Raw genomic sequence first — 24684 nt, 5'->3', positions numbered from 1 at the left:
TCCCGGACGGCGGTTCCCGGGGCACGTTGTCGGTGCGAGGCGGGATAATCGATGCGTGCCGGTATATCGAGACGAAGTGGTGGTGTTGCGGACCCACAAGCTCGGCGAGGCCGATCGCATCGTCACCATGCTCTCACGCAGCAGGGGCAAGATCCGGGCGGTCGCCAAGGGTGTCCGCCGCACCGGGTCGAAGTTCGGCTCGCGGCTGGAGCCGTTCATGGTCGCCGACGTCCAGTTCTACGAGGGCCGCAGCCTCGACACCATCACCCAGGCCGAGTCGCTCGGCTCCTACGGGGCCGAGATCAGCGCCGACTACGGCAGCTACACCGCTGCGAGCGCGATGGTCGAGGCGGCCGACCGGCTGACGGAGTCGGAGGGCTCCCTCCAGCAGTACCTGCTCCTCGTCGGTGCGCTGCGCTCGCTCTCGAAGCACGAGCACGGTCCGCGGCTCACCCTCGACTCGTACCTGTTGCGCGCGTTCTCGCTCGCGGGATGGGCACCGAGCTTCGGCGCCTGCTCACGTTGCGGGACGGAGGGCGACTACTCGCACGTGGTGGTGCAGTTGGGCGGCGTCGTGTGCGACGACTGCGCGCCGTCGGGCAGTCCCCGGCTGGACGCCGAGACCCTCTCGCTCCTCGGCGCCCTGCTGTCCGGCGACTGGGAGTACGCGGAGGCGGCCGCCGAACAGACGGCTTCGCGGGCGAGCGGGTTCACCGCGGCCTACGCGCAATGGCATCTGGAGCGTGGGCTGCGGTCGCTCGCGCACCTCGAACAGGATCGGAGCCGCGGGTGACCCCGAAGCCGTACACCCACCGCGACGCGGTGCCCTTCAAACCGATCGACTGGACGGGGGAGTACCCGCCGGAGTTCAAGCGGGGCGAGGTCCCCGCGCACGTCGCCATCGTCATGGACGGCAACGGCCGGTGGGCCAATCGACGAGGGCTCACCAGGGTCGAGGGGCACAAGGCGGGCGAAGCCGCGCTGCTGGACGTCGTAGCCGGTGCACTGCAGCTCGGCATCAAGCATCTGTCGGTCTATGCGTTCTCGACCGAGAACTGGAAGCGTTCGCCCGACGAGGTCCGCTTCCTCATGGGGTTCAACCGAGAAGTGCTGCACCGCCGGCGCGACCAGCTCAACGAGTGGGGCGTCCGCGTCCGCTGGTCCGGCCGGCGGCCACGCCTCTGGGCGTCGGTCATCAAGGAACTGCAGACGGCTGAGCAGCTCACCCGCGACAACGACCGCCTGACCCTCACCATGTGCGTCAACTACGGCGGGCGCAACGAGATCGTCGACGCGGTGCGCACCATCGCCGACGACGTGGCCGCTGGGCGGATCAAGCCGTCCGCGGTGTCGGAACGGCTCATCCAGAGCCGGCTGTACCTGCCCGACCTCCCCGACGTCGACCTCTTCGTGCGGAGTTCGGGAGAGCAGCGCACGAGCAACTTCCAGCTGTGGCAGTCCGCCTACGCGGAGATGGTCTTCCTCGACACCCTGTGGCCCGACTTCGGTCGGCGTCAGCTGTGGGACGCCGTGGAGCGGTACGCCGGACGCGATCGGCGCTTCGGGGGAGCACGAGACGTCCCCGACGCCGCCGAGTCGACGGGGGAATGACCGGCGCTCCTCCGTGGTTGGCCCTGACATGAGCGAACCCATCAAGATCGACATCTGGTCCGACATCGCGTGCCCGTGGTGCTACATCGGCAAGCGCAAGTTCGAGCGCGGTTCGGCGGAGTTCGCGCAGCTCGGCGACGGACGCGAAGTGGAGGTCGAGTACCACTCCTTCGAGCTCGCGCCCGACACCCCGGTCGACTTCGACGGGACGGAGATCGACTTCCTCGTGAAGCACAAGGGCATGCCAGCCGATCAGGTCCAGCAGATGCTCGACCGCGTGACGGGCATCGCCGCCGAGACCGGCCTCGCGTACGACTTCGGCATCCTCCAGCACACCAACACGGTGAAGGCACATGAGCTGCTCCACTTCGCGAAGGCCGAGGGCAAGCAGCTGGAGATGACCGAGCGTCTCCTCAAGGCCTACTTCACCGAGGGCCGCCACGTCGGACGGGTCGAGGACCTCGCAGACCTCGCCGCGGAGGTGGGACTCGATCGTGAGGCCGTCGTGTCGGCGCTCGAGTCCGGTCGGTTCACGCAGGCGGTCCGTGAGGACCAGGCGACCGCTCAGGGCTACGGCATCCAGGGTGTCCCGTTCTTCGTCATCGACGGTGCGTACGGGGTCTCGGGTGCGCAGGAGCCCGCAGCGTTCGCGCAGGTGCTCGAGCAGGTCTGGACGGAACGCGCGAACGCCGAGCCGGTGCAGGCATGACGACGGAGACGACGTCGCCGACCGAGCCGGCCGAACGCCCCCGGAGCGCGGCGAGCAGACCGCCTCTGCGGATCCTCGGCGCGGACGCCGTCGTCTGCGAGGGCGACAGCTGTCTCGTCCCGACGGGTGCCGCGGCTCAGGACTGAGGGTCCTCCGGCTCCGTGAGGTCGGCCGTGACGGCCCCGATCGCGGCGAGGTAGGCCGCTGCGTCGACGAACGCGCTCCAGCCGTGCTCGCCGGCACCGATCGAGATGCGACCACCGCGGCGGAGGATCCGTTCGTCGGCGTACACGGGCAATGCTCTCGTCGCGCCGAGGACGGTGATCGTGCCGCGCTCGTAACCGGTCGCGCGGAACGCCGTCTCCGCGTCGGGCATCGCGAGCTTGTTGACGCCCAGTAAGGTGCGGAAGGGCGGCCACGAGATCTTGCGCCCGCCGGGGACGAGCGCGAAGAGGTAGTCGCCGCTGCGACGCTTCACGACGATCGTCTTGACGATCTCGGCGGGCTCGATCTCGAGGAGTTCCGCCGCCTCGTGCAGACTGCGCGCGGCCGGGCGCTGGACCAGCTCGACGTCGATGCCGAGGGAGGCCGCCGCAGCCGCGACGCGTTCGCGGCCGACGGGTTCTGGAACGGCTGGCGTGGCGGCGTCTGACATGTGGTCCTCACTGGGCGCCGAAGCGCCGATCATCTGGGAGAATCGAGGGTGATGTCTCTTCCTACCACGCTCCCGCAGCGCCCGAGCCTCGCGATCGGGCCCATCGTGCTCGACTCGCCGGTCGTGCTCGCGCCCATGGCCGGGATCACCAACACCGCGTTCCGTCGCCTCTGCCGTGAGTACGGCGCCGGTTTGTACGTGAGCGAGATGATCACCTCCCGTGCGCTCGTCGAACGCACGCCCGAGACGATGCGGCTCATCCAACACCACGAGAGCGAGACGCTGCGCTCGATCCAGTTGTACGGGGTGGACCCGAAGACGGTCGCCGAGGCCGTCACCATGCTCGTCGCCGAGGACCGGGCCGATCACATCGACCTCAACTTCGGCTGCCCGGTCCCGAAGGTGACCCGCAAGGGCGGTGGCGCCGCGTTGCCGTGGAAGACCGGTCTGTTCCGCGACATCGTCGAGGGCGCCGTCCGCGCCGCCGGCGACGTCCCGCTGACGATCAAGATGCGCAAGGGCATCGATTCCGACCACCTCACCTACCTCGAGGCCGGGCGGATCGCCGAGGGCGCCGGTGTCGCCTCGATCGCCCTGCACGCCAGGACGGCGGCCGAGTTCTACTCGGGACACGCCGACTGGGCGGCGATCACCAAGCTCAAGGAGACGGTCACCTCGGTGCCGGTCCTCGGCAACGGAGACATCTGGTCGGGCGAGGACGCCCTCAGGATGGTCGACGAGACCGGCTGCGACGGCGTCGTCGTGGGCCGTGGCTGCCTCGGGCGCCCCTGGCTCTTCGGCGACCTCAGCTCGGCGTTCGCCGGCGAGGGTACGAAGGCGGAGCCGTCCCTCGGCGACGTCGCTGCCGCGTTCCGGCGTCATGCCGAACTGCTGGCCGAGTTCTTCGAGAGCGAGGAACGCGGGTGCCGCGACATCCGGAAGCACGTCGCGTGGTACTTCAAGGGCTACCCCGTCGGTGGCGACCTGCGGGCCAGCCTCGCCACGGTGGAGTCACTCGAGCAGCTCGACGAGCTCCTGGCGACCCTCGAATGGACGGCTCCATATCCGGGCGCCGCAGCCGAGGGTCAGCGCGGACGAGCCGGCACGCCGAAACGACCGGCGTTGCCTTACGGCTGGCTCGACTCACAGTCGCTCGGTGCCGACGAGCAGACTGAGATCGCGGGCGCGGAACTGGACCACAGTGGCGGATAGCACCACCGAGCAGGGGAGAACGTCCATGGACCAGGACGGCTACACCCTGCACGACGAAGAGCGCTGGCTCCCTGAGCACCACTCCACCCGACGCTCCGACTTCGCCCGCGACCGGGCGCGTCTGCTGCACTCGAGCGCACTCCGCCGTCTCGCCGCGAAGACCCAGGTCCTCAGCCCGACGAGCGGGGTCGACTTCGCTCGGAACCGTCTGACGCACTCCCTCGAGGTGGCGCAGGTCGGCCGTGAGCTCGCCGCCAGTCTCGACCTCGCTCCGGACGTCGTCGACACGGCGTGCCTCGCGCACGACCTCGGCCATCCGCCCTTCGGCCACAACGGCGAGCGGGCGCTCAACGACTGGTCGGCGGGCATCGGCGGCTTCGAGGGCAACGCGCAGACCCTGCGCATCCTCACCCGCCTCGAGTCGAAGGTCTTCGGGCCCGACGGGGAGCCGTACGGGCTGAACCTGACCCGGGCGAGCCTCGACGCCAGCTGCAAGTACCCGTGGCCGGCCGCGCAGTCGATCCCGGACCCGGGTGGCCGCGCCAAATTCGGGTTCTTCGACGAGGACTCGGCGGCCTTCCGATGGTTGCGTGCCGGAGCCCCCGAGCGGGTCCGATGCGTCGAGGCCCAGGTCATGGACCTCGCCGACGACATCGCCTACTCCGTGCACGACTTCGAGGACGCCGTCGTGGGGGAGTACATCGACCCGGCGTTTCTGAACGCGCGAGCAGGCCATGACGGCCTCATCGCCACCGCGCTCTCGTGGGCGGGAGACGACTTCACCCACGACGACCTCGCAGCGGCCTTCGACCGGCTGCAGTCGTCGCACACCTGGATCACGGCGTGGGACGGCTCCCGGCGGGATCTGGGGCGTCTGAAGAACTTCACCAGCCAGATGATCGGCCGGTTCGCCGGTGCGGCGACGGCGGCGACCCGGGAGGCCTTCCCGCAGGCCAGCCTCGTGCGGTTCGGCGCGGACGTGGTGGTGCCGCACGGCATCCAGGCGGAGATCGCCCTGCTCAAGGGGATCGTCGCGGCGTTCGTGATGTACAGCGACTCTCGTCAGCCGCTCTACGTGCGGCAGCGGGAGATCCTCGTCGAGCTGTCCGACGCGGTGTATGCGCTGGGGGAGTCCGCGCTGGACGTGGGGTTCGCCGCCGACTGGCGTGCCGCCGGATCGGACGAGGAGCGCCGACGCGTCGTGGTCGACCAGATCGCGAGCCTGACCGACCAGAGCGCGCTCTCCTGGCACGAGCGCCACACCGGCGCCTGACCCCGCTCCCCACCCTGCCGGGTGACCGCCTCCGTCGGGAGACCGCCGTCAGGGAGGGACGAGAGACCCACGAGACTAGGATCGAAGCATGGCCGGACGGATTCGACAGAGCGATGTTGAAGAGGTCAAAGCCCGCACGAACATCGGCGACGTCGTCGGTGACTACGTCTCCCTGAAGTCCGCCGGTGTCGGGTCGCTCAAAGGGCTCTGCCCCTTCCACGACGAGCGCAGCCCGAGCTTCCATGTGCGTCCGACGGTCGGCCTGTACCACTGCTTCGGCTGCGGTGAGAGCGGCGACGTCTACAGCTTCCTGCAGAAGATGGACCACGTGACGTTCGCGGAGTCGGTGGAGCGGCTCGCGCAACGGATCGGCTACCCACTCAGCTACGAGGAGGGCGGCGGCAAGGTCGACCACGGCAACCGTGCCAGGCTGTTCGCGGCCAACCAGGCGGCGGCCGAGTTCTTCCAGCAACAGCTCCACGACGGCGATGCGGACCTCGGGCGCCGGTTCCTCGGCGAACGCGGATTCGACGCGGCGGCGGCCGACCACTTCGGCATCGGATTCGCTCCCGCCGGCTGGGACCACCTGATGAAGGCGATGCGCGCGCGCGGGTTCACCGACGAGGAGATGCTCGCGGCCGGGCTCGTGTCGAGCGGCGACCGTGGCTCCTACGACCGGTTCCGTGGCCGGTTGATCTGGCCCATCCGCGACACCACCGGCCAGGTGCTCGGCTTCGGCGCGCGGCGCCTGCGCGAGGACGACAAGGGCCCGAAGTACCTCAACACCCCCGAGACCGCGATCTACCACAAGGCCCAGGTCCTGTACGGGCTCGACCTCGCCAAGCGCGACATCTCCCGGGGCAAGCGCGTGGTCGTCGTCGAGGGCTACACCGATGTGATGGCGTGCCACTTGGCAGGGGAGATGACCGCGGTGGCGACCTGCGGGACCTCCTTCGGTGTCGATCACATCAAGATGATCCGACGCGTGATGGGAGACGACTCGGCGACCGGCGAGGTCATCTTCACCTTCGATCCGGACGAGGCGGGCCAGAAGGCGGCCATCCGTGCGTTCGGTGAGGAGAAACGGTTCGCGGCGCAGACGTACGTCGCGGTGTCCGCGGACGGTCTGGACCCGTGCGACCTCCGGCTCAATCGTGGCGACGGCGCCATCCGTAAGCTCGTCGACGGACGCGAGCCCATGTTCGAGTTCATCATCCGGCGGACGCTCGCCGGGTTCGACCTCGAGACGGTCGAAGGTCGCGTCGGTGCCCTCCGTGCGGCCGCCCCGGTCGTCGCCGACATCCGCGACCCCTCGCTCCGGCCCGGGTACACGCGCGTGCTCGCGAAGCAGCTCGGCATGGAGCTCGACGAGGTGGCGCGAGCGGTGCGAGGGGCGGTCGGCAACGCCTCGTCGTCGGCGCGTGACGCCAGGCAGCAGGGTCCGGGCGATCCCGCTGCAGCGCCGCCGCGTGAGCGTCAGGCATCGCTCGCCGATCTCCCGAAAGACCCGTCGACGCGCCTCGAACAGGACGCGCTCCGGGCCATCCTGCAGCTGCCCCAGCACCTCGAACGGCCCATGCTGGAACGCGCCGTGCAGAGCTCCGTCGCCAACAGTTCCCTGGTCGTGGTCCGCGATGCGATGAGCGTGAGTCTCGACCAGCTCGGCTCGAACGCCTGGCTCGAGACGGTCATCGCGCAGGTCCCTCCCGGCTTCGACGGCTTGGTGCGCGAGCTCGGCGTGTCCCCGCTCCCGGAGACGAACGAGGAGAAACTCCCGAGTTACGTCCGCGACATCGCTCGGGCACTGATCGACCGCGATCTGCTCGGACAGAAGGCCGCGCTGCTCGGTTCGCTCCGACGCACCGACCCGCGCGACGAGGCCCACCGGGAGATCACCCGGCGGCTCGCGGCCGTCGAGGCGGAACGTCGGGCGTTGCGCGCCGAAGCCTGACCCGGGGTTCCGCCGTCGAGCGTGGCACGTGGACGCGATGGGATGGCCGGATACACTCGATGGCGATCCGGTGGCGCCCCGTGCACCGGCAGGAGAGGTCTCATGAAGCACCCAGAGCAGGACGGACCGGCTGTCCGGACGAGTGATCTGAGCGTCGACTACGCAGCCCACGGCGTCAGCCCGAGCAATCGGGCACTGGACGGCATCAGCTTCGAACTGCCCGTCGGCGGGTCCCTCGGGGTGATCGGCAGTTCGGGTTCAGGGAAGAGCACCCTTCTCCGGGTCCTCTCCGGTCGGCACCTCACCGGTGGAGACTCGCGCCCGTTCGTCTCCGGTGGTGATGCGACGACCCTCGGTCGGTCGATGCGGAAGGTCGGGCGCCGTGAGCTCACGAAGCTCACCTTCGAGGTCTCGTTGCTCGAGCAGGAGGCGGGCGCTCATCTGAAGCCCGAGCTCACCGTCACGGAACTCATCTCCGAGCCCGTCCTCGCGCGCGACAAGAAGTTCAGCGAGCAGGCACTCGGCGTTCGGGTGGCGACGCTCCTGGACGCCGTGCAGATGCCGCTCTCGAGCCTCGACAAGTACCCGTACGAGCTGAGCGGCGGGCAGCGCCAGCGGATCGCGATCGCGCGGGCGCTCGTGCTCGGCCCACGACTCTTCATCGCCGACGAACCCACCGCCGGCATCGACATCACGGTGCGGCACACGGTGACCGAGTTGCTCAACGGCTTCCGGCAGGACGGCGGCACCGTCATCGTCGTGACGCATGACCTCGCCATGCTGCGGGAGCTCACGGACGATGTGCTCGCGCTGCACCAGTCGCGGGTGGTGGGCTACGGACCGATCGACGCGATGCTCGCGGATCCGCCGCATGATTTCCTCGCAGCACTCGCCCAATCGGGTGGCACCGAGACCCAGTACGAGACTCCCGAGGCCGTCGGCATCGATTGATCGCGTGTCGATTTGGAGTCTACGAATCCTTTGCTACAGTAGATACGCGCTGCAACGCAGAGGCCGGAATCCCCGGCCAGTCGGAGCTCGTATTCCTCGATAGCTCAATTGGCAGAGCAATCGACTGTTAATCGATAGGTTGTTGGTTCGAGTCCAACTCGAGGAGCTGCACTGCATCCCCCGGTCCGTCAGGACCGGGGGATGTGTCGTTGTGGGCGGTTTCACGAATCCGCTCAGACGCCGTACACTTGACCACGAGGCCCGAAGACTCCACTCTTCGGGCCTCGTTGCATGCCTGGGCGGGCTCGTGGGCAGCGTCGGCCACCGGGGAGAGCCGGTGCTGGCGAAGGAGCCCCGCTCAGCCCTCGAGGTCGTCGCGTCCCGGGAGCCAGGTGATGCCGGGCACGCCCCAACCGGACTTCCGGATAGCCTTCGCCGCGCGCCGCGAGTGCGGGAGCTCCAGCCGGTCGACGTAGAGGATCCCGTTGAGGTGGTCGAACTCGTGCTGCAGGATGCGTGCGCGCCAGCCGACGACGCGCAACTCGACCGGCTCGCCTTCCAGGTCGGTGCCGATGAGCATCGCCGCCTCCGACCGCCTGAGTGGGTGGCGCTCACCCGGAACCGAGAGGCACCCCTCCGATTCCTCCTCCTCGTCGAGTTCACCGATCGGCGGGGGACTGATCCACAGCACCGGGTTGATCGCGACCCCGCGCCAGGGGAGGCCGTCGTCGTCCTCGTAGCTGTAGACGAAGAGCCGGAGCGGCACGCCGACCTGCGGAGCCGCGAGCCCCACCCCGGGTGCCAGGTCCATCGTCTCGTACATGTCGGAGACGAGCTGTCGCAGCTCGTCGTCCACGGCGGTGACCGGCCGGGCGGCGGTGTGCAGAACCGGGTCGCCGGTCACGCAGATCTCGAGAATTGCCATTGCTCGAGCCTATCCGCCAAGCTCGGCCTGCCGCGCCGGGATCGGCGGAACGACGGGGTAGCCTCGACGCGTGTTCCCTGCCGCCATCGACATCGCCGACCTCGCGGACGACTTCACCCGCAACCCCTCCCAGTTGCTCGGCATCCCCTTCGCGCTCCTGGGAGCCGTCTTCCTCTCCCTCGGCGCGCAGCTCCAGCACCGGGGTGTCGCCAAGGTCGAGTCGTCGAGCGGCACCGACGCCACCTCCGGTCTCAACCTGGCCCAGCTCCTCGCACTCCTCGGTCGGCCGTCATGGGTGACCGGAACCGTCATGCTAGGGCTCGCGATCGTGCTGCAGCTCGGGAGCCTGTCGCTCGCACCGATCACCCTCGTCCAGCCGCTCGGGGCGGTCGCCCTCGTGATCACGGCGGTCGTCAACAGCCGCATCAGCGGGGTGCGGTTGAACCGCCGCTCCGTGGTCGCCATCGTCGCCTGCGTCGGCGGCGTCGGACTGTTCGTCACCATCGCGGCGATCTTCACCGGCGAGCATCGGATCACGGAGTCCGAACTCATCACGATCCTCGTCATGCTGGGCGTGGTGTTGGTCGCCTTCGGTCTCGGTTTCGTGCTGTTCCGCGCGCGCTTCACCGCCATCTTCTACATCGTCGGGACGGGCGTCCTCTACGGGTTCGTCGCGACCCTCGCGAAGGTCATCATCGGTCGCCTGCAGCAGGGCGAGTTCGACTGGCTCACGGTGCTGTGCGGGCTGGGCCTCGTCGCCGCCAGTGCGCTCGGCGGGTACTTCGTGCAGACCGCGTACTCCTCGGGCCCGCCCGACCTCGTCATCGCCGGGCTCACCGTGATCGATCCGATGATCGCCGTCGGCATCGGCATCATCGTGTTGGGGGAGGCGAGCAACGCCCCGTTCTGGGCCGGGTTCGGCTTCGTCGTGGCCGGCGCGATCGCCGTCTGGGGCGTGTTCCAGCTGGCCCGCCACCACCCGCAGGTCAGCCAGACGCCGGCCGCGGCAGCCGCGGCGAAGGCGCTCGCGACCGGCGACGCGCCAGCCTGAGCCCTGGAGGCGGAACGGGCGGCAGGTATGCTGGGCCATGGCGTTCCGCGCCGCAACCGGGTCGTGAGCACCGCCCGCGCCCCGCACATCACTGGCCAAGCACAGAGGAATCACCGACACCTTGACTTCTCCAGACGACCAGCACCTCGTGACGCCGTCCGACGCGACGACGCCCTCCGACACCCGTCGGCCGTTGAAGGTCGTCATCGGTGCCGACACCTTCTCGCCCGACGTCAACGGCGCGGCACGGTTCGCCGAGCGGCTCGCCGCCGGCCTCGTCCGCCGTGGGCACGACGTCCACATCGTCGCCCCTGCCGGATCGCGCCGGTTCGGCACGTGGAAGGAGACCCACGAGGGTCAGACGATGACCGCGCACCGGCTCTTCAGCCTCCGCTGGTACCCGCACGACTGGCTGCGCTTCGCGATGCCGTGGACCTCGCGACGGAACGCCCGGAAGATCCTCGACCGGGTGAAGCCGGACGTGGTGCACCTGCAGTCGCACGTCGTCGTGGGTCGCGGCCTGTCGATCGAGGCGGAACAGCGCGGGATCCGCATGGTGGCGACGAACCACATCATGCCCGACAACATCCTCGACTTCACCGTCATCCCCGAGCGCACCCAGGAGTGGCTCATCCGCACGCAGTGGGCTGCGGCTCGTCGCGTGTTCGACCGGGCCTTCGCGGTGACGACGCCGACCCGCAAGGCGGCCGACTTCCTCGAACAGTTCAGCGGGCTCACCGGGGTGCACGCGATCTCCTGCGGCATCGAGGCGGGCCAGTACACGCCGTCGTTCGAACCGCGGAAGCGCAACACCATCCTCTTCGTCGGCCGCATCACGAGCGAGAAGCAGATCGACGTGCTCCTCCGGGCGCTCACGAAGATCCCGAAGGAACTCGACGCCTTCGTCGACGTCATCGGCGGCGGCGACCAGGCCAAGAACCTCGAGCAGCTGACGCAGCAGCTCGGTCTCGGCGATCGCGTCCGCTTCCTCGGCAAGGTGTCCGACGACGACGTCAAGCGTGCGTACACCAACGCCACGGTCTTCGCGATGCCGTCCATCGCGGAGCTGCAGAGCATCGCGACGATGGAGGCCATGGCGTCCGGGCTGCCCGTCGTCGCGGCGGACGCGATGGCGCTGCCGCACCTCGTGCATGACCAGGTCAACGGTTACCTGTTCGAGCCCGGCAACGTCGACCAGCTGGCGGAGCGACTCACGACGGTGCTCCGCGCGTCGGACGAAGAGTACCGCCGGATGCAGGACGCCTCGCTCGAGCTCGTCTCCGCACACGACATCGAACGCACCCTCGACACCTTCGAAGCCCTGTACCGCGGTGAGCAGATCGTCGATCCGACCACCGAGCGTCACACCGCCGGCGCCGAGCGCGAAGACTCGCAGGACTGAAGCCCGCCGCCCCGCTCTCTCGGTACACTGGGTTCCGCACGGGGCGGTAGCCAAGCTGGTGAAGGCATTCGGCTCATAACCGAACGATGCGTGGGTTCAAGTCCCACCCGCCCTACCGTGAATCGGTCCCTGAGCCCTCTTCGGTGTCTCGGCTTGTCGCTGGGTGCCCGTCGAGAGGCTCAGGGACCGCGCTGCGCGAGCTCGAGGTCCGGGCTCGATCGGGTCAGGGTCTGAGCACGAGGGCCGCGGCGCCGATCAGGGGACCGTCGGCATCGAGCCCGGACCGGACGACACGCAGCTTCCGGGCGTAGTCGTGCAGCGCCGAGGCGGTCGCCGACTCCTGGACGAGGTCGAGGTAGTCGGGGGAGACCCGGGAGAACCCGCCGCCGACGGCGACGCGTTCCAGATCGAGCAGCGTCGTGATGCTGCAGAGCGCTTCGCCCACCGCCTCGGCTGAGCGGCGGATCGCGCGGACCGCGACGTCCGTTCCCGCAGCCGCGTCCGCGCCGAGCTCCTCGCCCGTCGATCCGCTCCACCCCTGGGCGCGAGCCCAAGCGACGGTCGCCGTTCCGGAAGCGATGCCTTCGAGCGTCCACGGCGCGCCGGCCGCATCCGGCTCCCGCCGACGGAGCTGCATCTGGCCGAGGTGCCCAGCGTTGCCGGAGGCGCCGGCGATGAGCCGGGATCCGAGGATGATCCCGCCTCCGATGCCCGTCGAGACCACGATGCCCATGCCGTTCTCCGTGCCTCGGAGTGCACCCTGCCAGTGCTCGGCCAGAGCGATGCAGGTGCCGTCCAAGCGGAGTTCCACCGGACCGGTCGTGAACCGCCGAACGGCCTCGGCCACCCGGAAGGCCGCCAGCCGCGGCAGGTTGATCGGGGAGATGGTGCCGTCGGTCGTCCCGATCGGGCCCGCTGAACCGATGCCGACGCCGACGACGGATCCTTCGTGCGCGGCGACGCTCCGCTCAGCGGTCGCGATGATCGTCGCCTCGAGTTCCGCGCGGCTCGCGAGAGGACCCGTCGCTCCACGGAACCGGGTGCCGGACACGATCCGTCCGTCGGTGTCGACCACTGCGGCTTCCACCTTCGTCCCGCCGATGTCGATCGCGAGGGCCTCGTGCATCACCGCTCCATCCCGGTTCGGCGCGCGCCGACTCCGCTCCGGAACCAGCGTACTGGGAACGACACGCTTGTCATTTCTCCAGGTCTTGGGGCATAATGCTCGTATCGGCGAGAGTCGAACAACTGCATACACGGAGGTCCGGTTCGCCGGACACCGACATGGATCACACTGCATGGGTCGTTGGGGAAGACGCACCCGGACGCAGTGGAGGAATCATGTCGACACCGATGACGAAGGGTGTGCTGTTCGTGCACTCCTCGCCTCGCGCGCTCTGCCCGCACCTCGAATGGGCGGCAGGTCGCGCACTTGGTCGCGCCATCAGCTTCGATTGGGAAGATCAGCCGATCCTCCGCGGAGCCCAGCGCGCCGAGGTCTTCTGGGAGGGCCCGCACGGAACCGGTGCCGCTCTCGCCTCCGCTCTGCGTGGCTGGGAGCACCTCCGCTACGAGGTGAGTGAGGATCCAGCTCAGGGCGTCGACGGTGCACGCTGGATGCACACCCCTGATCTGGGTATCTTCTACGCGCAGACCGACAGCATCGGCAACGTCGTCGTGCCGGAGGACCGCATCCGCTACGCGATGGAGGTCGCGTCGGGGAACGCCTCGGAATTGCAGCGGGAGCTCCGCGTCGCCCTCGGCCAGCCGTGGGACGACGAACTCGAGCCCTTCCGCCACGCCGGTGACGGGTCCTCCGTCATCTGGCTCCACAACGTGGGCTGAACCGGCCCACCTGCGCGGCGACGTCGCGCAGACAATTCAACACTGACGACAGGGTGTCCACGTGGCGTGGACCGTGCGAGGTCGGTGATCCGTCCCGGCAGACACGAGGTGACGAAACGAGGCACCCTGCTCACGGAACGACGGAGGGCCGTGGTGCAGTGCACCACGGCCCTTCGTCGTCGTCGGCTCAGTAGCTCCGGAAGGCGACGACGGCGTTGTGCCCGCCGAAGCCGAAGGAGTTGCTGATCGCCAGCAGGTCGCCGGAGCCGAGTTCGCGCGGAGACGTCACGACGTCGAGCGGGATCTCCGGGTCCTGGTTGTCGAGGTTGATGGTCGGCGGGATGACCCGGTGGTGCAGGGCGAGAGCCGTGTACGCGGCCTCGATCGCGCCGGCGCCGCCGAGCAGGTGTCCGGTGGACGCCTTGGTGGCCGTCACGGCGATCTGGTCGAGCTGGGCTCCGAAGACGCGACGGAGCGCGTTGTACTCCGCGATGTCGCCGACCGGCGTGCTCGTGGCGTGCGCGTTGACGTGCACCACCTCGTCGAGCGACGCTCCACCGTTCTCCACCGCTGCGCGCATGGCGCGGGCAGCAGCGGAACCCTCAGGGTCGGGGGCGGTGATGTGGTACGCGTCGCTCGTGACCGCACCGCCGAGGAGCTCGGCGTAGATGCGGGCACCGCGGGCCTTGGCGTGCTCCTCGGTCTCGACGATGAGGGCTGCTGCCCCTTCGCCGAGGACGAAACCGTCGCGGTCGACGTCGTAGGGACGCGAGGCGATGGCGGGGTCGTCGTTCCGCTTCGACAACGCCTGCATGGCGGCGAAGGAGGCGAGGGGGAGCGGGTGGATCGCGGCCTCGGACCCACCGGCGACGACGATGTCCGCCAGGCCTGCCTGGAGATGGTCGTAGGCGTTGGCGAGGGACTCGGTGCTGGAGGCGCAGGCCGAGACGACGGTGCGCTCTCCGCCGCGGGCGCCGAGGTCCATGCCGATCGCCGCAGCAGGGCCGTTCGGCATGAGCATCGGGACCGTCATCGGGAGGACACGACGCGGGCCCTTCTCGCGCAGGGTGTCCCAGGCGTCGAGGAGCGTCCAGACGCCACCGATGCCGGTGGCCCAGTCGACGAGCAGTCGTTCGGGGTCGACCTCGGGAGCTCCGGCGTCCTGCCAGGCCTCGCGAGCGGCGATGAGCGCGAACTGGCTCGACGGGTCGAGTCGCTTGACCTCTCGGCGGTCGAGGACGTCCGCGGTCGGGACAGCGGCCTGCGCGGCGAAGCGCACCGGCAGTTCGAGCTCCTCGGCCCACGGCTGCTCGAGGCGGCTCGCGCCGCTCTTGCCTGCGAGGAGGTTGTCCCAGGAGTCGGTGGCGTTGCCACCGAGCGGGGTGGTGGCACCGATGCCGGTGATGACGATGCGTTTGGTGGTCATTGAGTCAAACCTTCTGTGGAGATGACGAGGGGATCCCGAACCCTGCGGCGGTCGAGTCCGTGTTCGGACGGAGCAGCCGTCTCGAACGCTGAAGGGCCGGTCGGCCAGATGCCGGCCGACCCTTCAGCACTGCGCTGGGACTAGCCCTGAGCCTTGACGATGAAGTCGACGGCGTCGCCGACGGTCTTCAGGTTCTTGACTTCTTCGTCCGGGATCTTCACGTCGAACTTCTCCTCCGCGTTGACGACGATGGTCATCATGGAGATCGAGTCGATGTCGAGGTCGTCGGTGAAGGACTTGTCCAGCTCGACGGTGTCGGTCGCGATGCCGGTCTCGTCGTTGATGAGCTCGGCCAGGCCGGCGAGGACTTCTTCGGTGGACAATGCCATTGTTCTACTCCTTGGGTGAGGTTTGACCGTAGTCGAGTGTAGTCGCGTCGGGCGTCCTGCTACGGCAGGACGACGACCTGGGCGCCGAAGACGAGCCCGGCTCCGAACCCGATCTGCAGGGCGAGACCGCCGCTGAGCTCGGGGTGGCCCTGGAGGAGCCGATGGGTGGCGAGGGGGATGGACGCCGCCGAGGTGTTGCCGGTGGTCTCGATGTCGCGGGCGATGACGACGCTCTCCGGCAGCTTCAGCTGCTTGGCGAACTCGTCGACGATGCGCATGTTGGCCTGGTGGGGGATGAACGCCGACAGGTCGGACGCCTCGACGCCGGCGACCTCGAGCGCCTGCTTGGCGACCTTGGCCATCTCCCAGACGGCCCAGCGGAAGACCGTCTGGCCCTCCTGGCGCAGCGTCGGCCAGGCGGCGGTGCCGTCGCGGAACTCGGTGAGCGTGCCGCTCATGCCGACCGCGTCGGCCTTCGAGCCGTCGGAACCCCAGACCGTGGGGGAGATGCCGGGGAAGTCGCTCGGACCGACGACAGCGGCACCGGCGCCGTCACCGAGGAGGAACGAGATGGAGCGGTCGGTCGGGTCGACGATGTCGGAGAGCTTCTCGGCGCCGATGACGAGCGCGTAGTGCGCCGCCCCCGAGCGGATCAGGGCGTCTGCCTGCGCGATGGCGTAGGCGTAACCCGCGCAGGCGGCGTTGAGGTCGTACGCCGCGGCCGGGTTCGCACCGACCCGGTCGGCGACGACCGCGGCCATCGACGGAGACTGCTGCACGTTGCTGATCGTCGCGATGAGGACGAGGTCGACCTGCTCGGGGGCGATACCCGCCGCCTGGATCGCTTCGGCGCCGGCTTCGGCGGCGAGGTCGACGGCACTGACGTCGGCCGACGCCCGGGTGCGGGTGACGATGCCGGTGCGCTGCTGGATCCACTCGTCGGACGAGTTGATCGGACCGACGAGGTCGTCGTTCGGGACGCTGAGGTCGCCGCGGGCGGCACCGAGGCCGAGGATCCGCGTGAACTCGGGACCGCGCGACTGCTTGAGGGTGGGGGTGGTCATTGCTGGTTCTCCGTCTGCGCTACTGCTGGGCGATGAGGTCGAGGGCTGCCGGCAGGTCGTCGGGAGTCTTGATGGCGACGGTCGGCACGCCCTTGAGGCCGCGACGTGCGAGTCCGGTGAGCGCCCCGGCGGGAGCGAGCTCGACGAGTCCGGTGATCCCTGCGGCGCTGAACGCGTCCATGCACAGGTCCCAGCGTACCGGGGAGGCGACCTGGCCGATGAGGAGGTCGAAGAACTTGGCACCCGAGGTGACCTCGGAACCGTCGTGGTTCGTCCAGATCCGCAGCGACGGGTCCTGCGGTTCGACCGTGCGGCTCGCGCCGGCCAGCCAGTCGCGGGCCGACTGCATGAAGCTCGTGTGGAACGCCCCGGCCACCTGCAGCGGGATCACCCGGGTGCCCTTGAGCGGTTCGTCGGCGAGGCGGGCGAGCGCGTCATGGGCACCGGCCACGACGATCTGGCCACCACCGTTGTAGTTGGCCGGCTCGAGGCCGAAGGATCGGACGTACTCGACGACGGCGTCCTGGTCGCCACCCAGCACCGCGCTCATGCCCGTCGGCGTGATCGCAGCCGCTTCGGCCATGGCGACGGCGCGCTCGCTCACGAAGCTCATGGCGTCGCTGTCGGAGAGGATGCCCGCACCGTAGGCCGCGGTGATCTCACCGACGGAGTGACCGGCGATGCCGCCGAACGGAGCCGCATCTGCGGGGAGCGCCTTGCGGAGTGCGTCGAGGGCGACGATGCCGGCGGCGACGATGAGCGGTTGCGCGACGGCGGTGTCGCGGATCGTGTCGGCGTCGGAGACGGTGCCGTGCTTGACGAGGTCGAGTCCGGCTTCGTCGGAGAAGCGGCCGAGCGCTTCCCTCGCGGAGGCGTCCTGCAACCAGGGGTCGAGGAAGCCGGGGGTCTGGGAGCCCTGTCCAGGGCAGGCGATGACGATCACCGGTCCAGTCTGCCAACGGAACGGGCCTCAGTAGTGGAGCAACGCCACGAACCTTTCGGGAAAGTGTTGTGACTGTTCCACAACGGACCTGCCGCCGAGGTGTGCCGCGTCAGGAGGAGAGGCGACGGCGGGACGGTTCCGGTTCGGCGATGGCGCCGAGGATGAGCGCTGCCTGGAGGATGAGGGACTCCCGCGCTCCGGTGGCGTCCCACCCGATCACCTCGGAAACGCGCTTCAGGCGGTACCGGACGGTGTTCGGGTGCACGAACAGCTCGCGCGCCGTGGCCTCGAGGGAGCGACCGTTGTCGAGGTAGCACCAGAGCGTCGTCACCAGCTCGCCCGAGTAGTCCTTCAGCGGGCGGTAGACCCGCTCGATAAGCGTGGTCTTCGCGAGGTTGTCACCTGCCAGCGCACGTTCCGGCAGGAGGTCGTCGGCCGAGACCGGACGCGGCGCGTGACGCCAGGACTTCGCGACGGCGAACCCGGCGAGGGCTGCCTTCGCGCTGCGCGACGCTTCGATGAGCGACGGCACGGCGTGGCCGAGGACGAGGTGACCCGGTCCGAACCCGTGCTCGAGTCTGGCGGCGATGTCGAGGAAGCTGAGCTGGGCGCTCGCGCGTGCGTCGGCAGCGGCCTGTTCCGCTTCGTCGATCGGCTCGGCGTCACCGGCGTCGGTGCTCGGGAGCTCGGCCCGCCCGAGGACGAGGACGAGACGGTTGCCCTGCACGCCGATGAGGACGTCAGCGTCGAGATGCCGGGCGGTACGTCGGAGCATGTCGACGTCGAGGACGCGAGGCGTGGTCCCGACGAGGACACAGGCCTCGCCATGGCCGTGCCAGCCCAAGGCTGCGATCCGGCTCGGGAGTTCGTCGTCGGCCTCGCCGCTCAGGATGGAGTCGACCACGAGGGCCTCCAGGCGCGCGTCCCAGAGTCCGCGGGCCTCGGCCGCGCGGGCGTAGACGTCGGCCGACGCGAACGCGATGTCGCGGGAGTAGAGGAGGATCGCCTCACGGAGGTCGACGCTGCCGGAGGCGACGCGCTCCTCGACGACCTCGACGGTGACCTTGATGAGCTGCAGGGTCTGCTGCAGGCTGACGGATCGGAGCAGCTCGCGAGGAGCCGCCCCGAACACGTCTGCGGCGATCCACGGGGTCGACCGTGGATCGTCGAACCACGAGATGAACGAACTGATGCCCGCCTGAGCCACCAGGCCGACCGCAGAGCGGCGGCCCGGTGGCATCTCGGCGTACCAGGGAAGGGTGTCCTCGAGGCGTTTCAGCGTCGCGGTCGCGAGCTCACCCGAGATCCGGCGGAGCCAGTCGAGTGTCTCGGCCTTCGTCTTCGTCTTCGTCACCGTGGTAGCGATGGAATCAGCTCTCGCCACCCGCGTTGCCGGTGTTGCCGGCGTTCACGTCGTGGAGGCGGTAACGGTCGATCGCCTGCTGCGGGAGGCTCGCGTCGACCTCGCCCCGAGCAGCGAGCTGCTGGAGGGTCCGGACGACGAGCGACGGGCCGTCGATCTTGAAGTATCGACGGGCAGCTGCGCGCGTGTCCGAGAAGCCGAAGTCGTCGGCACCGAGCGTCGCGAAGTCGCCCGGGACGAACTGACGGATCTGGTCCGGCACGGCGTGCATGTGGTCGGTCACGGCGACGAACGGACCGGATGCGCCCTCGAGCTTGCTCGTGACGTACGGCACGCGACGCTCCTCCTGCGGGTGCAGGAAGTTGTGCTGGTCGGCCGCGAGACCGTCACGACGGAGCTCCGTCCAGCTCGTGACGCTCCACACGTCGGCGGAGACACCCCAGTCGTCGGCGAGGAGCTGCTGCGCCTCGATCGCCCACGGCACCGCGACACCGGACGCCATGAGCTGAGCCTTGGGGCCCTGCTTGTCGCTGGTGCTGATGCGGTGGATGCCGCGCACGATGCCGTCGACGTCGACATCCTCCGGCTCGACCGGCATGATCATCGGCTCGTTGTAGACGGTCAGGTAGTACATGACGTTCGGGTCCTGGTGCTCGCCGCCGTACATGCGCTCGATACCGCTGCGCACGATGTGCGCGATCTCGTAGCCGTAGGCCGGGTCGTAGCTCACGACCGCGGGGTTCGACGACGAGAGCAGCAGCGAGTGGCCGTCAGCGTGCTGGAGGCCCTCACCCGTGAGCGTCGTGCGACCGGCGGTGGCGCCGATCATGAACCCACGGGTCATCTGGTCGCCGGCCGCCCAGATGGCGTCGGCGGTGCGCTGGAACCCGAACATCGAGTAGAAGACGTAGACCGGGATGAGCGGCTCGCCCTGCACCGAGTACGAGGTGCCGATTGCGGAGAAGGCCGCGATCGCGCCCGCCTCGTTGATGCCGACGTGGACGATCTGGCCCTGCGGGCTCTCCTTGTAGGCGAGCAGCAGTTCGCGGTCCACCGAGGTGTAGTGCTGACCGTTCGGGTTGTAGATCTTCGCGCTCGGGAAGAACGCGTCCATGCCGAAGGTGCGGGCCTCGTCGGGGATGATCGGGACGATGCGGTTGCCGAAGTCCTTCGCGCGGAGCAGGTCCTTCAGCAGTCGGACGAACGCCATGGTGGTGGCGATCTCCTGCGTACCGGAACCCTTCTTCGCCGCCTTGTAAGCGGAGTCGTCGGGCAGGTTCAGCTGCGTGTACTTGCTGCGACGCTCCGGCACGTAGCCGCCGAGCGCGCGACGACGCTCGTGCAGGTACTGGATCGCCTCGTCGTCCTCGCCCGGGTGGTAGTACGGCGGGAGGTAGGGGTTCTCCTCGAGCTGCGAGTCCGTGATCGGGATGCGCATCGTGTCCCTGAAGGTCTTCAGGTTGTCGAGGGTCATCTTCTTCATCTGGTGGGTCGCGTTGCGGCCCTCGAAGCTCGGACCGAGGCCGTAGCCCTTGATCGTGTGCGCGAGGATGACCGTCGGCTGGCCCTTGTGCTCGCTGGCCGCCTTGAACGCCGCGTAGACCTTGCGGTAGTCGTGGCCACCGCGCTTGAGGTTCCAGACCTCGTCGTCGCTGTAGCCCTCGACGAGCTTCAGGGCGCGCTCGTCGCGGCCGAAGAAGTTCTCGCGGACGTACGCGCCGTCTTCCGTCTTGTACGTCTGGAAGTCGCCGTCAGGCGTGACGTTCATGAGGTTGAGGAGGGCGCTGTCGGTGTCGCGGTTGAGGAGGTCGTCCCACTCGCGGCCCCAGATGACCTTGATGACGTTCCAGCCGGCACCGCGGAAGAAGCTCTCGAGCTCCTGGATGATCTTGCCGTTACCGCGGACCGGGCCGTCGAGGCGCTGCAGGTTGCAGTTGATCACGAAGTTGAGGTTGTCGAGACCCTCGTTCGCGGCGACCTGGAGCTGACCGCGGCTCTCGACCTCGTCCATCTCGCCGTCGCCGAGGAACGCCCAGACCTGCTGGTCGCTCGCGTCCTTGATGCCACGGTTCGTGACGTACTTGGCGAGGTGCGCCTGGTAGATCGCGTTGATCGGACCGAGGCCCATCGACACCGTCGGGAACTGCCAGAAGTCCGGCATGAGCCGCGGGTGCGGGTACGAGGACAGGCCGTGCGGTGCGTGCGACTTCTCCTGGCGGAAGCCGTCGAGCTGGTCGGTGCTGAGGCGTCCTTCGAGGAAGGCGCGGGCATAGGTGCCGGGGGAGGCGTGGCCCTGGATGTAGATCTGGTCGCCACCGCCCGGGGCGTCCTGGCCGCGGAAGAAGTGGTTGAAGCCGACCTCGTACAGCGCCGCGGAGGACGCGTAGGTGGAGATGTGTCCGCCGACACCGATGCCGGGGCGCTGCGCGCGGTGCACGGTCATGGCCGCGTTCCAGCGGATCCAGGCACGGTACCGGCGTTCGATGTCCTCGTCGCCCGGGAAGTCGGGCTCGTTCTCCGAGGCGATGGTGTTGATGTAGTCGGTGGTCGGCACCATCGGCACGCCGAGGTGCAGCTCCTTCGAGCGCTTGAGGAGGCTCAGCATGATGTCGCGGCCGCGACCGCGGCCACGTTCGTCGACGAGGGCGTCGAGGGACTCATTCCACTCGGACGTCTCCTCAGGATCGGCGTCTACGTGGTTGGACGAGTATGGATCCTGGTCGTGAACAGTCACCGTCGACCTTTCTCTCGTGGCAGATCGTGCCTGGGTTGTGATGGTGAACTCCATGCGTCCTGATGGGTATGGACGCGGGCGCCACCTTTCACCCTATCCGGTCACCCCAGGGAACGGTGACCGAGCGGAGCAGGGCTCCGGGTTTGCCCAGCTGCGGTGCGGGGCTAGGATGTGTGACCGGATCGGACCCGTCCACCGCTCGGGCGATCCGGAGCAGGCGCACCCGCCTGAAAGGACTCTCATGGCACTCGAGAACGACACCCTGGCACCCGACTTCGAACTGGCGAACCAGTTCGGTGAACTCGTCAGGTTGAGTCAGTTCCGAGGCCAGTCCGCCGTCGCACTCGTCTTCTTCCCGCTGGCGTTCTCCGGGACGTGCACGGGGGAGTTGTGCGAACTGCGCGACAACCTGAGCCTGTTCACCGACGACCAGGTGACGCTCGTGGGCATCTCCGTCGACTCGAAGCACACCCTGCGGGCTTGGGCCGAGCAGGAGCAGTACGGCTTCCAGCTGCTGGCCGATTTCTGGCCGCATGGTCAGGTCGCCAAGGAGTACGGCGTCTTCCTGCAGGAGAAGGGCTTCGCGAACCGGGCGACGTTCCTCATCGACCAGCAGGGCATCATCCGCGAGAGCTTCATCACCGCGCCTGGCGAGGCCCGTTCGCTCGCGGCCTACCGCGCCGCGCTCGAAGAACTGCGGCAGCCGGCCTGAGCCGCGGCCCGCTGAGGTCGATCCGGTTCGCCGGACGTGTCAGCCGGTGATGACGATCTCGGGTGCGCGCTCGTAGCGGATGAACCGATACGGGACGCCTGTTCGTGATTCCGACCAGCCGTGCGCCGGATCGATCGTGACGGGCACCCATTCCTCACCGATGATCGGCGCGAAGGTGTCGCCCGCGACGTCGAGGTCGAGTTCGGTGACCTCCAAGCGGTCGGCGAGGGGGAGCGCCTCGGCGAAGAGACCCGCGCCGCCGGTGACCCAGGCCTGGCCGTTGCCGGCGAGCTGTGCCGCTTCGAACGCGTCCTCCAGGGAGTGCGCGACGATCGCGCCGTCGGCTGACCACGTGTGATCGCGGGTGACGACGATGTTCGGGCGGCCCGGGAGTGGACGGAACCGTGGGGGGAGCGAATCCCAGGTGCGGCGTCCCATGATCACCGCGTCCGACCCGGTGAGCGCCTTGAAGTGAGCGAGGTCCTCGGGGACGTGCCAGGGCATGTCGCCGTCGGCGCCGATGACGCCGTCGTGGGCCTGGGCCCAGATGAGCGCCAGGCTCATACGGCGACGGCCGCGCGGATGGCGGGGTGGTGCTGGTAGTCGACGATCTCGAGGTCGTCGTACTCCACGTCGAAGATGGAGTCGCGCTTCGTGTTGATGCGCAGCTGCGGGGAGGGGAACGGTGCGCGCGTGAGCTGCTCCGTCACCTGCTCGACGTGATTGTCGTAGATGTGGCAGTCGCCGCCCGTCCAGACGAAGTCGCCGACCTCGAGGCCGACCTGCTCCGCGACGAGGTGGGTCAGGAGGGCGTAGCTGGCGATGTTGAAGGGGACGCCGAGGAAGAGGTCGGCGCTGCGCTGGTAGAGCTGACAGGAGAGCTTGCCGTCGGCCACGTAGAACTGGAAGAACGCGTGGCACGGCGCGAGCGCCATGTTGGGGATATCGGCGACGTTCCAGGCGGAGACGATGATGCGGCGCGAGTTCGGGTCGGTGCGCAGCTGCTCGATGACCTGGGAGATCTGGTCGATGTGCGAGCCGTCGGGGGTCGGCCAGGAGCGCCACTGGACACCGTAGACGGGACCGAGCTCGCCGTCGGCGTCGGCCCATTCGTCCCAGATGGACACGCCGTGCTCCTGGAGCCACCGCACGTTGCCGTCGCCACGGAGGAACCAGAGGAGTTCGTAGGCGATGGACTTCCAGTGGACCCGCTTGGTGGTGATGAGCGGGAAGCCCTCGGAGAGGTCGAAGCGGAGCTGGCGGCCGAACACACTGCGCGTGCCGGTTCCGGTGCGGTCGCCTTTGACGGCGCCGTGCTCGAGCGTGTCGCGCAGGAGGTCTTCGTACGGGGTGGGGATCGTCGTGTCCATCCCCTCGATCGTACGGGCAGCCGCCGCCACCGCGCTCGACCGATCGTCCAGTGTCGCTCGACTTGCCGACCAAGCGCGTGGATCGGCATGATCCCGGCGTTGTTTCTTTGGTGGGCCCTGCCGGGATCGAACCGACGACATCCACGGTGTAAAGACTCCCGACTCAGGTAGTTTCGCGTGTTCCCGGGGTTCAGGGCTTGCCTGAAGGCTCTTTGCGCAGCCTCCATTGCACGATGAGGGGACGCCTCGGGGACGAGCTGAGGGCGTAGACCAACTCGACAGGAACTGCGGATTCACCCCGTTTGATCGACGCCACCCTCGGGTTGATGAATCGCGCCGAAGCAGCAGGGCCGCGACCGACCTGTTCGCAGCCTTGTGCCCTCGTGACGCCACTGGTTCGTAGCGGGCGGGGACTGACGCAATCGGGGGAGGGCATCGGTGACGATCACCGTGTGATCGCTCGAGGTGCCGTTGGGGAAGCAGTGAGCTGTGACCGTTCCGTGAACATGCAACAGTGGTGGCCGCGGCGGGGCCCGCGCTTTGCGCGATCCTACTTGTATGCCTGCGGAAGGCGCCGGCCCACTTGAGACATCAGTGGCCGCGGCTTGGCGCGGATCCGATCGGATGGTAATTGCGTCTGCCATCGAGTGCCAAGTAGGTGCCCCGCGACTGCTCTTGCCGCCGGGGTCCTTAAGTAGCAGACCTGAGCTGATTGATTCCGGGGGCGTCGTCGACGTGTGCGGGCGATTTGTGGATGGCGTACCCGAACGCCGCCCACCTGAGCCACCCATGGCTCATCATCAGTCGTTGGGCGCCCCGGGGGGGGCCAACGACTGTCCCTGTCGGTAAGCGCCCTGAACGGCGGACTCCAGCGGATTGGCGAATCCGGCGGCCTGCCGATTGCGGTTTCGGTTCCCCGGGTCGGTTCAACTTGGGAATCTGAAGTTACCAACTGTCGGCTAACTGGGGCTCACTGGAGCAAAGTGGCGCGAGATTCCGCGGGCGGGTGAGCCGTGATGAAGCTTGGTGCGTTCGATCTTCGGGTGAGATAACCGTGGGTAGAAAGCGTGAGTGCTCTCACTCAGAGCGCTCTGGAAC

General features: G+C 68.6%; 22 protein-coding genes and 2 tRNA genes. 13 read left to right on the top strand and 11 right to left on the bottom strand.

Annotated features, from left to right (window positions below; all coding sequences use genetic code 11):
• Positions 1-55: 55 nt before the first annotated feature.
• From recO to ASE44_RS04785, 3 genes are read left to right on the top strand one after another with little or no spacing between them, the layout of a single operon-like run.
• Positions 56-793: a DNA repair protein RecO gene (recO, locus tag ASE44_RS04795; RefSeq protein WP_056006490.1), complete on the top strand. Its 738-nt coding sequence runs from the start codon at positions 56-58 to the stop codon at positions 791-793.
• A complete protein-coding gene (locus ASE44_RS04790) occupies positions 790-1611 on the top strand; it encodes an isoprenyl transferase (RefSeq protein WP_056777878.1) in 822 nt (273 codons plus the stop codon). Before recO ends, ASE44_RS04790 begins: the two co-directional genes overlap by 4 nt.
• A 28-nt stretch (positions 1612-1639) precedes the next feature.
• Positions 1640-2320 (top strand): DsbA family protein, encoded by a 681-nt coding sequence (locus ASE44_RS04785; RefSeq protein WP_056006484.1) that lies wholly within the window; start codon positions 1640-1642, stop codon positions 2318-2320.
• A gap of 136 nt (positions 2321-2456) precedes the next feature.
• On the opposite strand, the gene ASE44_RS04780 is transcribed toward ASE44_RS04785, so the two are convergent.
• On the bottom strand, positions 2457-2975 hold the full coding sequence (locus ASE44_RS04780) for an aminoacyl-tRNA deacylase (protein WP_056780878.1): 519 nt from the start codon (positions 2973-2975) through the stop codon (positions 2457-2459).
• A gap of 51 nt (positions 2976-3026) precedes the next feature.
• Here ASE44_RS04780 and dusB point away from each other — a divergent pair, with 51 nt between their 5' ends.
• The 5 genes from dusB to ASE44_RS04755 all read left to right on the top strand — a co-directional run bounded on the left by dusB (position 3027) and on the right by ASE44_RS04755 (position 8528).
• A complete protein-coding gene (dusB, locus tag ASE44_RS04775) occupies positions 3027-4187 on the top strand; it encodes a tRNA dihydrouridine synthase DusB (RefSeq protein WP_056777875.1) in 1161 nt (386 codons plus the stop codon).
• A gap of 25 nt (positions 4188-4212) precedes the next feature.
• A complete protein-coding gene (locus ASE44_RS04770) occupies positions 4213-5460 on the top strand; it encodes a deoxyguanosinetriphosphate triphosphohydrolase (RefSeq protein ID WP_082455798.1) in 1248 nt (415 codons plus the stop codon).
• Positions 5461-5548: 88 nt separating this feature from the next.
• Complete coding sequence (gene dnaG / locus ASE44_RS04765; protein ID WP_056006475.1) at positions 5549-7411, top strand: DNA primase; 1863 nt, start codon at positions 5549-5551, stop codon at positions 7409-7411.
• A gap of 102 nt (positions 7412-7513) precedes the next feature.
• Complete coding sequence (locus ASE44_RS04760; RefSeq protein ID WP_056777873.1) at positions 7514-8362, top strand: ATP-binding cassette domain-containing protein; 849 nt, start codon at positions 7514-7516, stop codon at positions 8360-8362.
• 93 nt (positions 8363-8455) lie between these two features.
• Positions 8456-8528 (top strand) — tRNA-Asn (locus ASE44_RS04755).
• A 192-nt stretch (positions 8529-8720) separates the two neighbouring features.
• On the opposite strand, the gene def is transcribed toward ASE44_RS04755, so the two are convergent.
• The gene (gene def, locus ASE44_RS04750; protein ID WP_056006469.1) at positions 8721-9287 is read right to left on the bottom strand and encodes a peptide deformylase; all 567 of its coding nucleotides are present in this window, start codon (positions 9285-9287) and stop codon (positions 8721-8723) included.
• Between the two features lie 70 nt (positions 9288-9357).
• On the opposite strand from def, the gene ASE44_RS04745 reads away from it, so the two are divergent.
• From ASE44_RS04745 to ASE44_RS04735, 3 genes are all read left to right on the top strand, one after another.
• Positions 9358-10338, top strand: coding sequence for a DMT family transporter (locus ASE44_RS04745; protein ID WP_235522546.1), 981 nt, complete (start codon positions 9358-9360; stop codon positions 10336-10338).
• A gap of 121 nt (positions 10339-10459) precedes the next feature.
• A complete protein-coding gene (locus ASE44_RS04740) occupies positions 10460-11740 on the top strand; it encodes a glycosyltransferase (protein WP_369796410.1) in 1281 nt (426 codons plus the stop codon).
• Positions 11741-11780: 40 nt separating this feature from the next.
• Positions 11781-11855: transfer RNA gene (locus ASE44_RS04735), tRNA-Ile, on the top strand.
• 108 nt (positions 11856-11963) lie between these two features.
• Here the strand turns inward: ASE44_RS04735 and ASE44_RS04730 are convergent.
• Complete coding sequence (locus tag ASE44_RS04730; protein ID WP_056777870.1) at positions 11964-12866, bottom strand: ROK family protein; 903 nt, start codon at positions 12864-12866, stop codon at positions 11964-11966.
• Between the two features lie 215 nt (positions 12867-13081).
• Between ASE44_RS04730 and ASE44_RS04725 the strand changes: the two genes are divergently transcribed.
• Positions 13082-13585, top strand: coding sequence for a DUF3145 domain-containing protein (locus tag ASE44_RS04725; RefSeq protein WP_056006461.1), 504 nt, complete (start codon positions 13082-13084; stop codon positions 13583-13585).
• Between the two features lie 187 nt (positions 13586-13772).
• On the opposite strand, the gene ASE44_RS04720 is transcribed toward ASE44_RS04725, so the two are convergent.
• The 6 genes from ASE44_RS04720 to aceE form a co-directional block, all read right to left on the bottom strand.
• The gene (locus ASE44_RS04720) at positions 13773-15011 is read right to left on the bottom strand and encodes a beta-ketoacyl synthase (protein ID WP_056006459.1); all 1239 of its coding nucleotides are present in this window, start codon (positions 15009-15011) and stop codon (positions 13773-13775) included.
• 140 nt (positions 15012-15151) lie between these two features.
• Positions 15152-15400: an acyl carrier protein gene (locus ASE44_RS04715; protein ID WP_056006457.1), complete on the bottom strand. Its 249-nt coding sequence runs from the start codon at positions 15398-15400 to the stop codon at positions 15152-15154.
• A gap of 59 nt (positions 15401-15459) precedes the next feature.
• Entirely contained in the window at positions 15460-16464 is a 1005-nt protein-coding gene (locus ASE44_RS04710; protein ID WP_056006454.1) for a beta-ketoacyl-ACP synthase III, read from the bottom strand.
• 19 nt (positions 16465-16483) lie between these two features.
• Entirely contained in the window at positions 16484-17407 is a 924-nt protein-coding gene (locus ASE44_RS04705; RefSeq protein ID WP_056777867.1) for an ACP S-malonyltransferase, read from the bottom strand.
• Positions 17408-17516: 109 nt separating this feature from the next.
• Positions 17517-18761, bottom strand: coding sequence for a CdaR family transcriptional regulator (locus ASE44_RS04700; protein ID WP_200921016.1), 1245 nt, complete (start codon positions 18759-18761; stop codon positions 17517-17519).
• Positions 18762-18777: 16 nt separating this feature from the next.
• Positions 18778-21504, bottom strand: a complete 2727-nt coding sequence (gene aceE, locus ASE44_RS04695) for a pyruvate dehydrogenase (acetyl-transferring), homodimeric type (RefSeq protein ID WP_056777864.1) — start codon at positions 21502-21504, stop codon at positions 18778-18780.
• Positions 21505-21745: 241 nt separating this feature from the next.
• On the opposite strand from aceE, the gene ASE44_RS04690 reads away from it, so the two are divergent.
• The gene (locus ASE44_RS04690; protein ID WP_056006442.1) at positions 21746-22216 is read left to right on the top strand and encodes a peroxiredoxin; all 471 of its coding nucleotides are present in this window, start codon (positions 21746-21748) and stop codon (positions 22214-22216) included.
• Positions 22217-22255: 39 nt separating this feature from the next.
• Here ASE44_RS04690 and ASE44_RS04685 read toward each other — a convergent pair whose 3' ends face one another.
• Positions 22256-22780 (bottom strand): dihydrofolate reductase, encoded by a 525-nt coding sequence (locus tag ASE44_RS04685; protein ID WP_056777859.1) that lies wholly within the window; start codon positions 22778-22780, stop codon positions 22256-22258.
• Entirely contained in the window at positions 22777-23586 is an 810-nt protein-coding gene (locus tag ASE44_RS04680; RefSeq protein ID WP_056011270.1) for a thymidylate synthase, read from the bottom strand. The genes ASE44_RS04685 and ASE44_RS04680 overlap by 4 nt, the downstream gene beginning before the upstream one ends.
• Between the last annotated feature and the right edge of the window lie 1098 nt (positions 23587-24684).

The sequence above is a fragment of the Plantibacter sp. Leaf1 genome (genome assembly GCF_001421315.1).
Classification (GTDB): domain Bacteria; phylum Actinomycetota; class Actinomycetes; order Actinomycetales; family Microbacteriaceae; genus Plantibacter.
Note: the sequence above shows the minus strand (reverse complement) of the source record. Positions and strands in the feature narration are given on the sequence as shown.